General features: G+C 49.9%; 8 protein-coding genes. 5 read left to right on the plus strand and 3 right to left on the minus strand.

Features of this window, described 5'->3' with window-relative positions; all coding sequences use genetic code 11:
- The coding region (locus AB1690_06410; GenBank protein MEW6014937.1) for a hypothetical protein at positions 1–803 on the minus strand (803 nt) is incomplete at its 3' end.
- Between the two features lie 228 nt (positions 804–1,031).
- On the opposite strand from AB1690_06410, the gene AB1690_06415 reads away from it, so the two are divergent.
- Together AB1690_06415 and AB1690_06420 are read left to right on the plus strand one after the other, a co-directional pair.
- The gene (locus tag AB1690_06415; GenBank protein MEW6014938.1) at positions 1,032–3,167 is read left to right on the plus strand and encodes a serine hydrolase; all 2,136 of its coding nucleotides are present in this window, start codon (positions 1,032–1,034) and stop codon (positions 3,165–3,167) included.
- A 195-nt stretch (positions 3,168–3,362) separates the two neighbouring features.
- Positions 3,363–4,259, plus strand: a complete 897-nt coding sequence (locus AB1690_06420) for a sulfite exporter TauE/SafE family protein (GenBank protein ID MEW6014939.1) — start codon at positions 3,363–3,365, stop codon at positions 4,257–4,259.
- 90 nt (positions 4,260–4,349) lie between these two features.
- Here AB1690_06420 and AB1690_06425 read toward each other — a convergent pair whose 3' ends face one another.
- Together AB1690_06425 and AB1690_06430 are read right to left on the minus strand one after the other, a co-directional pair.
- Positions 4,350–4,838, minus strand: a complete 489-nt coding sequence (locus tag AB1690_06425; GenBank protein ID MEW6014940.1) for a response regulator — start codon at positions 4,836–4,838, stop codon at positions 4,350–4,352.
- Positions 4,839–4,895: 57 nt separating this feature from the next.
- Positions 4,896–6,572, minus strand: a complete 1,677-nt coding sequence (locus tag AB1690_06430) for an ATP-binding protein (GenBank protein ID MEW6014941.1) — start codon at positions 6,570–6,572, stop codon at positions 4,896–4,898.
- A 936-nt stretch (positions 6,573–7,508) separates the two neighbouring features.
- Between AB1690_06430 and AB1690_06435 the strand changes: the two genes are divergently transcribed.
- From AB1690_06435 to AB1690_06445, 3 genes are all read left to right on the plus strand, one after another.
- Complete coding sequence (locus tag AB1690_06435) at positions 7,509–8,138, plus strand: 4Fe-4S dicluster domain-containing protein (protein ID MEW6014942.1); 630 nt, start codon at positions 7,509–7,511, stop codon at positions 8,136–8,138.
- On the plus strand, positions 8,135–9,043 hold the full coding sequence (locus AB1690_06440) for a CoB--CoM heterodisulfide reductase iron-sulfur subunit B family protein (protein MEW6014943.1): 909 nt from the start codon (positions 8,135–8,137) through the stop codon (positions 9,041–9,043). Before AB1690_06435 ends, AB1690_06440 begins: the two co-directional genes overlap by 4 nt.
- The coding region (locus AB1690_06445; GenBank protein MEW6014944.1) for a pyridine nucleotide-disulfide oxidoreductase at positions 9,030–9,470 on the plus strand (441 nt) is incomplete at its 3' end. The genes AB1690_06440 and AB1690_06445, both read left to right, overlap by 14 nt.

The raw sequence follows: 9,470 nt of genomic DNA on the forward strand, positions 1-9,470 counted from the left end.
AAACTCTGGAAAATGACAGTAAGCGGGAAATCCCAGGTTCGTTGATACTTTTCCTGAAAGTGAAGTTGCAGGAAGAAATCGTCAAACTTGAAATAAAAATAACTCCAGAGAAGCAAAGGACCGAGGATAAACGGCAGAGCATATAATATCTGTCGCAGCCAGAAAGATACCGACTGCAGCCTGCTATTTTCGCGAAGACGATTCCGGAGATTTCCGATAAGCGGAATTAAGAGCAGGAGAAGGCCGGTCGGATAGGTCAAGGAGATACCGAGAGCAATCAGGAATAGGGCGGCCATCCGGAAGCGGATGTTTTCATTATAATAGAGATATAAGTATGAAGTGAAAAGAAGGATAAAAAGGGCGTATGGAAATCCGGAGAGAAGGTAAAATCCGGAGGGGCTGAAAGCCAGCGCCGCCACAGCAATTATTGCGGTCAGTCTGTCATATGCGGCCTGAGCCCAGCGATACAGAAGCTGAAACGACAGAAAAGTGAAAAGAAACGCCAGTCCGATGAAGGCAAATTGCGATGAGCCACCCAGAAGCGGTCGGAATGTTTTTACCACCAGAGGCCAGAATGGATACCATCCGGCATTCCCGCAGATTTTCCCCGCCGGATATTCGACTCCAGGAGTGCAGGGATATACCTGATAGCCGATTTCTGAAATTGTCAGATAATGGTCTATATCCCAGACCGGCAGAAAGAGATTATAGTTCTTATTATAAATTGAGATAGACAGATATATCCCGGCAAAAACCAGGAAAAGGGCGGCCGGTATCGCCGCATTAGCCCAGAATTTCTTCATAGCATTAAAAGGTATCCCTATTGAGCGCCTTTTGGCAATTGTTTTTTGCATCGTCTCGCACGCGGAATAGCATCCTTTCGTCAATTCGGCAGGCCCTTTCGCAACTTTTTTGAAGCAACTGCAGTCTAATTTGATTAATATGGTCTCCAGCGAATTGACATTGGATGATAGAGCCGCAAATGAAATAGAATTTATTCAATTCAATAAATTTCTTCTGTTGGAGGTGTTGTGAAATTGAGAAAGACTGACTTGCGCTCAAGAATAGCACTTCTTGGCGTTATTCTGTTAATGGCACTTGCCCCGCTGTCGGCTCAGGAAATTCCTGATTTGAGCGGACGCTGGGACGGTCGGATTGAGATTCCAGGAATGAGTCTGGAGATAACGGTTCATCTGAGCCGTGACAGCGCCGGTTTGCCACAGGGGACTATCGATATTCCCCAGCAACAGGCAAAGGGACTTCCGCTGGCGAAACTCGCCCTGACAAAGGACAGCGTCTTATTCGAAATACTCAATATCCCCGGTCAGCCACTCTTTAAGGGAAAACTCAACAGCGAACTCAACGAAATCGCGGGCGATTTTTCTCAAGCCGGTTCCACCTTTCCGTTCAAACTGTCATTCGTTGAGGAAGCCCAGTTAGCCGGAGAGCAAGCCCGACTCGATTCCAGCCTGGCGCAGTTGCGGCTTTTTATCGATTCTACTTTGAAGAGCTGGAAGGCGCCTGGGGCGGCAGTTACCATTGTTAAGGACAATAAGGTCATCATGTCGGAAGGATTCGGATTCCGGAGCGTCAAAGATTCGCTGCCGGTCACCTCGCAGACTATATTCGCTATCGGTTCCTCGACCAAAGCGTTCACTACTGCGGCGCTTGGAATTCTGGCGGATGAGGGGAAGATTGATTGGGATAAGACGGTCAGCCATTACTATCCGGAATTCAAAATGAAGGATGAATTCGCTTCGCAGAAGATGACTGTCCGCGACCTGGTGACACACCGCTCGGGACTTCCCCGACACGACCTCTCCTGGTATAATAACAACTCCACCAGCCGCCGGGAATTTGTCGGTCGTCTGGCTCATCTGGAACCTAATGCCGACTTCCGCGCCACATTTCAATATCAGAATCTGATGTTCCTTACCGCCGGTTATGTCGCGGAACTGGTCACCGGCAAGAGCTGGGAAGAAATAGTAAAAGAGAAGATACTCGACCCCCTTGGTATGACTAACAGCAATTTCTCGGTGTTGGAATCGCAGAAGTCGGCGGATTACGCCCTGCCATACCGTGATGAAGACTCTCTGGTGCGAGAGATTCCATTCCGTAATATCACTGCCATGGGCCCGGCCGGCTCGATAAACTCCTGCGCCGATGATATGGCAAAATGGATGATGTTACATCTCAACAAAGGAAAAGCGGGAGAACATCAGATAGTTTCGGAAGCGCAAATAGCACAGATGCATACGCCCCAGATGGCTATCGGTCAGTCGCCCCGTTTTCCGGAGCGCTCCCCCATCTGTTACGGATTAGGGTGGTTCTTGGAAGCAAGCCGGGGACATAATCGAATCTATCATGGGGGGAATATTGACGGTTTTTCGGCGCTGGTATCACTCTATCCCTTCGATAATGTCGGGATAACGGTTCTGGTCAACCAGGATGCCTCCGCGGTGCCATCGCTTATCACTTACCGAGCCGCCGACCTTCTTTTTGGTCTGGAGCCAATTGACTGGAGCGCCCGGATGAAAACCGAGGTCGAAAAAGCCCGTGAGGAGCAGAAAAAAGCGCAGGCAAGAGAGCCAGATAGAGTCAAAGGTTCAAAACCGTCGCACCCCCTGGCGGATTATGCCGGAGAATATGAAAACCCGGGATATGGTACACTGACAGTAAAACTGGAGGGGAAAAATCTTCAGGTTGAATACAACGGTATCGTTGGCGCGCTGGAGCACTGGCATTATGATGTCTTCAACGCCAACATTAAGGACTTTCCGGCGCAGAAACTTCTGCTGACTTTCAACATTAATTCCAAGGGGGATATTGACCGGGTCTCGGCGCCATTTGAACTTGCCACGCCGGAGATTGTATTCACGAGGAAACCGTCGCAGGAGATGAAAAGCGCCGCCTTTCTGTCTCAATTTGTCGGCGAATATGAATTGAGCGGGCAATCTATCAAAGTTGAACTCAAAGGAGATACACTCTTGACTTTGACCATTACGGGACAGCCGACTTATGAGCTGCTTCCTTACAAAGGGTATGAATTCACACTAAAAGAGGTTACCGGCGTAAGTGTGGAGTTCAAGCCGGGGAAAGAGGGAAAGGCGATTCAGGCGGTCTTCAAACAGCCGAACGGGACATTCATCGCCGAGAGAAAGAAATAGTTCTTAATAATGTCAGCGACAGCAATTTGAATTATGATATTATCCTTTTCACGCCCCGGCTCTGGCTGGGGCGTGAATCAGCCAATATTGCAGCCGCCGAATTTATCGGATGAGGGGAGATATAAAGGACTTGACGAGGCCGAATCTTCCTTCGATATTCCCCCTCAATGATTATATGAACAATACTTTGCCGCAATGATAGAGTTCGCTCAGAGTGGAGTGCAAACTTACTGGTGGCTTCCCACGCTGGTGGCTTTCTGTATCTCCAGCCTGACTTCGACCGGCGGCGTTTCAGGGGCGGTGCTGATTCTCCCCTTTCAGGTCAGTTTTCTCAGTTTCGGTGGTCCGGCGGTAAGCCCGACCAATCTTCTATATAATATTGTGGCTATTCCCAGCGGGGTCTATCGCTACTACCGGGAGAAAAGAATGGTCTGGCCCCTGACCTGGACTATAATAATCGGCACCTTGCCGGGTATAATCGCCGGGGCGATAATTCGAATCAAATATCTTCCCGACCCCCGCGCTTTCAAGCTTTTCGCCGGGCTGGTGCTTTTATACGTGGGAATGAGGTTACTCCTTGATCTTTTCAAGAAGAAGCAAGAAAGTGCGAAAGGGAATGGGAATGCCGATTTCAATGTTAAGCCGCTGGAATTCAATCTAAGGCGAATCGGCTATGAGTTCAATGGACAGCCTTACTATGCCTCGACGGTCGGACTTTTCATCCTGAGTCTGATTGTGGGGATAATCGGAGGGACCTATGGCATCGGGGGTGGCGCCATAATCGCGCCGTTCCTGGTCACAATGTTCCGACTGCCGGTTCATTCCGTGGCGGGCGCGGCGCTTCTTGGAACTTTTATAACCTCCGTATTCGGCGTCGCAGTATATGCCTTCATCTCTCCTTTCTACTCCGACGCCCAGCTCCCTATCATGCCCGATTGGCTTTTAGGTCTCGCCTTTGGCATCGGCGGGGCTATTGGCATGTATGTGGGCGCCAGGATACAGCGGTTCGTTCCGGCAAAAGCAATCAAGGCGCTCCTTGCCGCCTGCGTCCTCTTCATTGCGATTAAGTACGTAATTGAGTTTCTCAATTAGATATGAATTTGTGACAAAGACGGTTATTCGGAAAATGAATAAGCGTCTTCCAGACAGAATAGAGACTGATGCAGAAATGAAGGAATCAGCCTACTTTTCTTCGTTATCCAACTCCCGTAGCGCCCGGAGAATTCCCAGCGCCGAATTGCCGGTTGCCAGTTGCTGAATTTTCTGAAGACGGATTCCATCCAGCTCGAATTTTTTCCGCATTCGCGCTTCGTACGCTTCTTTTAATGTCTCCAGCAGTTTGTCAATTTCGTACGGTTTGGGAAGATAGCTGAAGGCGCCCAGCTTAGTGCATTCCACTGCCGAATCAAGCGAGCCATGACCGGTAAGAATAATTACTTCCAGATACTTGTGCTCTTTCTTGAGAATCTCCAGCACCTGTTTGCCGTCCATTCCGGGCATCTTCAGGTCCAGCAGAGCCAGGTCAAATTTCCTGGCGGTCGCCCATTTCACCGCTTCTTCGCCGTTAATCGCTTTGGTGACATCAAACCCCCGCATTTCCAGACGCTGGGCGATGGAGTCAAGAAATTTAACTTCATCGTCAACTATCAATAGTTTTATTTTGTCCGGCATTTCTATCTCCTATCATTTATTTGCATGCTGGTCGTTGTTTCAATATAGTCATTAATCTCAGTGGCGGAAAGGCAAAACGACTGTGAAAGTGCTTCCCTTTCCCGGCGCGCTCTCCACCATGATTTTTCCGCCCAGACTTTTTATAATCCCATAACTGACCGAAAGCCCCAGCCCGGTGCCCTTTCCGACCTGTTTGGTGGTATAGAACGGAAGGAAAATCTTGTCAACCTGTTCGGGTGTCATCCCTTTGCCGGTATCGGCGATGGCAATTCTCACCAGGTTATCCTGTTGTGCCGTTGCAATCGTAATTTTGCCGGGACCGGTAATGGCGTCAACCGCGTTGTTCAGTATATTGACCAGCACCTGCTGCAATTGATTGGAATCGGTCACTACTGTCGGCAACGAGGTGTCATAATTCTTGGAAATTACAATGTTACTGACCGCCATCTCCCGCCCCAGAAAGCCATCCACCACCGAGTCGATGACCTTATTAATGTCGTGCGGTTTCAGGTCCACATCGGTTCGCCGGACAAAAGAAAGCAGCTTGCGGGTAATATCGCGGCAGCGGAAGACCGCCTCATGAATGGCGTCCAGATGAGGCGTCATCTCCTCCAGTTTCGGCTGGAGATTGAACTGCGGATCCATCATATCCTTCATCAGTCCGGCTTCCTCGCTGATAATAGCGAGGGGATTATTGATTTCATGGGCGATGCCAGCGGCTAATTCGCCGACCGAAGCCAGCTTGGCGGCATGCTCCAGCTGCGCTTTAGCGCGGTCCGATTCAATCTGCATCTGCACCAGTTTCCGGGTGCGGAAAATTATTATCACCAGTAATCCCAGCATCACTATCAGCGATATCAGGAACATCTGCAGCTTGAAGCCGCTTATCAATCCTTCGCCGGTTCCCTCTGACCACTGGGTGATAAGAGCCCAGCCGGCGGTCTTCAACCAGGCGTAAGCATAGGTTATAGAATTCCCTTTGATACTGATTTCTTCCACACCAATCCGGTTCTCGCGGGGGGGAATGATAGACGAAGCCTCCAGGGATGTCCCGATATGCGGCGTTACCACCTGGTAATACCCTTCGGAATTGACTATCGAGACATATACTTCGTTGGCGCCTTCAAGCGATGTAATATATTCATATATTTTTTCCGGGTCGAGCGTCGCTCTCAAGACAACGAACTGCTCGGAGATAATCCGGCTTACGGCAATAGTAAAATGCGGTTTCTGACGGAATCCGAGATAGATATCGGTGATGATGAATTCCTCTTTCTCATCTTTCAGCCGACGGAACCATTCCTCAGAGCCGTAGTTCCTTTCTTCCAGCGCCGGAAAGGGCCCGGCATAATTGGTTTGAATACCGGTAGAATCGAAGTAACCGATATCGATAAAAGCCTCGCTGTTTCTCTTGAGTTTTTCCAGATATGCGGTCAGCATCTCCGGTTCCGGCGGAACATGGAACTTGGGGTCATCAATAAGATTGGCAAGGTTGACCAGGCGCTCCGTCAGAAAGAGGTCAAAAGTATTTGCCTGGCTCTCGGCAATGGATTTGAGATGAAGCCTCCGCCCTTCCGCCATTAAGGCATCATATTGAAAGTTGAAGTAGACAATCAGGATTAGAAGCGGCACAAAATAGGTTAAAAGAAGACGGGCGATATTGCGCCGTCGGACATCGCGATAGTACTTGCGGCTCATATATTCGGGAGTATCTTTTTCAGAAACTGTCGCCATGGCTGCCTATGCCATTTTCCTTTCTTCAAGACAGCACTGATGATGCATGATTAAAGGAGGAACCTTCATTGAGAGGAATTCTATCGCGAGGGCGCCATCAAAGAGAGCCGGCATCTTTTCTATTCCTTCTTCGCTTTAGAGAACGGACCGGCGTCTCCTCAAAGGTGATGAAGTTTCTGCTATCTATAATATTATAGAATTATTGTGAGAGGATGTCAAGGCGAATGGCACAGACTGTTAACGGCACAAGTAAAGCTGCATCATGAAAAGAACGGGCCTGCCGTCAACCGCATTCCCGGATAGATTTTGTATGCATTTATAACAGCTTATTTCCATTGTAATTGCTCATAATGCTATACCGACAGTCTGGCGAAAGATCGGCGGAAGTTCCGCCATTTAATGAACGGAATAGACAACCGTCGCGATTCGGCGCGTTAACTTGAAAAAAAAGAAGCTTTTCCTTGACAACTTTGTCTATGTTATATAGATTATCTCAAGTTGCAAAAGGTGATGGCGGCAGAGTATTGATGGTCGCCGGAAATCGAAGCGAACTTGATGCTTAAGAGAATAAGAAGAGTTTAGAAGCGCCATTCGGGGTCAGCAGACCCCTTTTATTATGATATGTCTTGTGAAATATTTCACAATGCTTCCCTTTCCGAGCCTCTATCAAGTACATCCGTCTCATAAGAAAAATATGTTTGACTCTTAATTACAGAACGGGAGACCGCGGAGAGAGCTGATGACGCCCCTCTTGCCGTCCGAGGAAATACAAGCTTGCGCAGTCTGATCCTCGCGATTGAATCCGGTCGTCAAAATTGAGAGTAGTGCTCAATTCTGACAGCAAGATATTCGCCGGCGCAAAGCCGCGAATGCAGGCGGAATCAAACCATCCCTCGGCTGCCCCGAATATACGGATTCTATCCGGAGGAGGATTTCATGCCTGTTTGGCGAGGTTGGGATAAGATAAAGTATCAGGCGCAACTTGACCCGGCGTTTGCCGAAGAAGTCGCCTCGATTCCCGGAGGCGAAAAACTCTTTGACTGCATCCAGTGTGGCACCTGCAGCGGGCTCTGTCCACTCAGCCCCTATATGGATTTTACGCCGCGGAAAATCATTGCCATGATTCGCGCCGGATTCAAAGGGGAAGTTCTAAGCAGCCACACCTGTTGGCTTTGCGCTTCCTGTTACGCCTGCACGGTGGAGTGTCCCAAGGGGGTTAAGATTACCGAAATCATGTATGCCACCAAACGGTTGGCTATACGGGAGGGGGTCTCCCCTAAACGCTTTGCCATTCCGGTTCTGGCGGAAGAATTTTTTAAGGATGTCGAGTCAAATGGCCGCAATAGTGAAGGGCGGTTGATTATGAAATTATATCTGCGGACTAATCTTCTCAAAGCTCTGAAGCAGACATCCCTGGGATTGCGGCTCTGGTCGCAGGGACGAATAGGCATCAAAGCCGACCGAATCAAGCGGAAAGGCGAGCTGCAGGCGCTTCTCAAGAGCCTTGAGAAAGAGCATATGGTTCGCTCGCCGCGGGATACCTCTCATGCCGGGGAGGGAAAATGAACTACCTGTACTTTCCCGGCTGTTCGCTCAAGGGAACGGGCCGCGCCTATGAGGATTCAATTCTGTCCGTTTTCAAGGGACTGCAGCTCCCGCTGGAAGAACTGGATGACTGGAATTGTTGCGGCGCTACCTCTTATATGGCAATCAGCGAAATGAAAGCTTTCGCGTTATCGGCGAGGAATCTTGCCCTGGCCCAAAAACAGGCCCATTCTCGTGAGAATTGCGGGCTGGTTACTCCCTGCGCCGCCTGCTATCTGGTTCTTATCAAAACACAAAAATATCTTGAGGAATTTCCGCAGATTGGCGACAAAATCAAAGCCGCGCTTAAAGCGGCGAATCTTGATTACGGTGGAAAAGTTCGTGTCCGACATCCCCTTGATGTTTTGGCCAACGACTTTGGTCCCGAGAAACTCGCCTCCTTTGTCAAAAAACCGCTGAAGGGTCTCAAGGTTGCCTGCTACTACGGTTGTCAGATTGTCAGGCCTTATGCCGAATTTGACGACCAGCATAACCCGACCACAATGAACCGGATTATGCATGCTCTGGGAGCGCAGACTATCGACTGGGCGCTTAAAACCCGCTGCTGCGGAGGTTCGCTCACCGGAACTATACAGGAAGTCGGCATGCGCCTCAGTTACATTCTTCTCCGGGAGGCTTCACGGCTGGGCGCCGATGTCGTCGCTACCGCTTGCCCCCTCTGTCAGTTTAATCTGGAGTGCTATCAGAAGCAGATGAGCCGTGAATTCGAGGATGCCATCAGCATTCCGGTAGTCTATTTCTCGCAGTTGGTCGGCTACGCTATGGGACTTCCGGAAAAGGAGCTCGGTATGAAAAGGCTGTTTGTGCCGTTCGAATTCACTCCGGTCGCAGAACCGGCGAAAGGAGGCGTTCATGTCGGCATCTGAAAGTAGAACTAATGGCGCTCCCAAGATTGGCGTTTATGTCTGCCACTGCGGAATCAACATAGCCGCCAAAGTGAATGTCGCCGAATGCGTGGATTTTGCCCGGAGCCTGCCTTATGTCACGGTAGCGCGGGAGTATAAATTTATCTGCTCTGACCCGGGACAGGAACTGATTCAGCAGGATATTCGTGACGGCAAAATCGACCGGGTGGTGGTGGCATCCTGCTCCCCCTTGATGCACGAAGCGACCTTCCGCAAGGCGACTCTTGCCGGCGGACAGAATCCTTTCTTTTTCCAGATGGCAAATATCCGGGAGCATGTCTCCTGGGTGACATTTGACAAGGAGATGGCGACGGTGAAGGCGAAAGCGTTGATAGCCGGCGCCGTCAAGAGAGTCGCCCGGCACAAACCGCTGGAGAAGACACGGGTG

Source organism: Candidatus Zixiibacteriota bacterium, assembly GCA_040753495.1.
GTDB lineage: Bacteria > Zixibacteria > MSB-5A5 > GN15 > PGXB01 > DYGG01.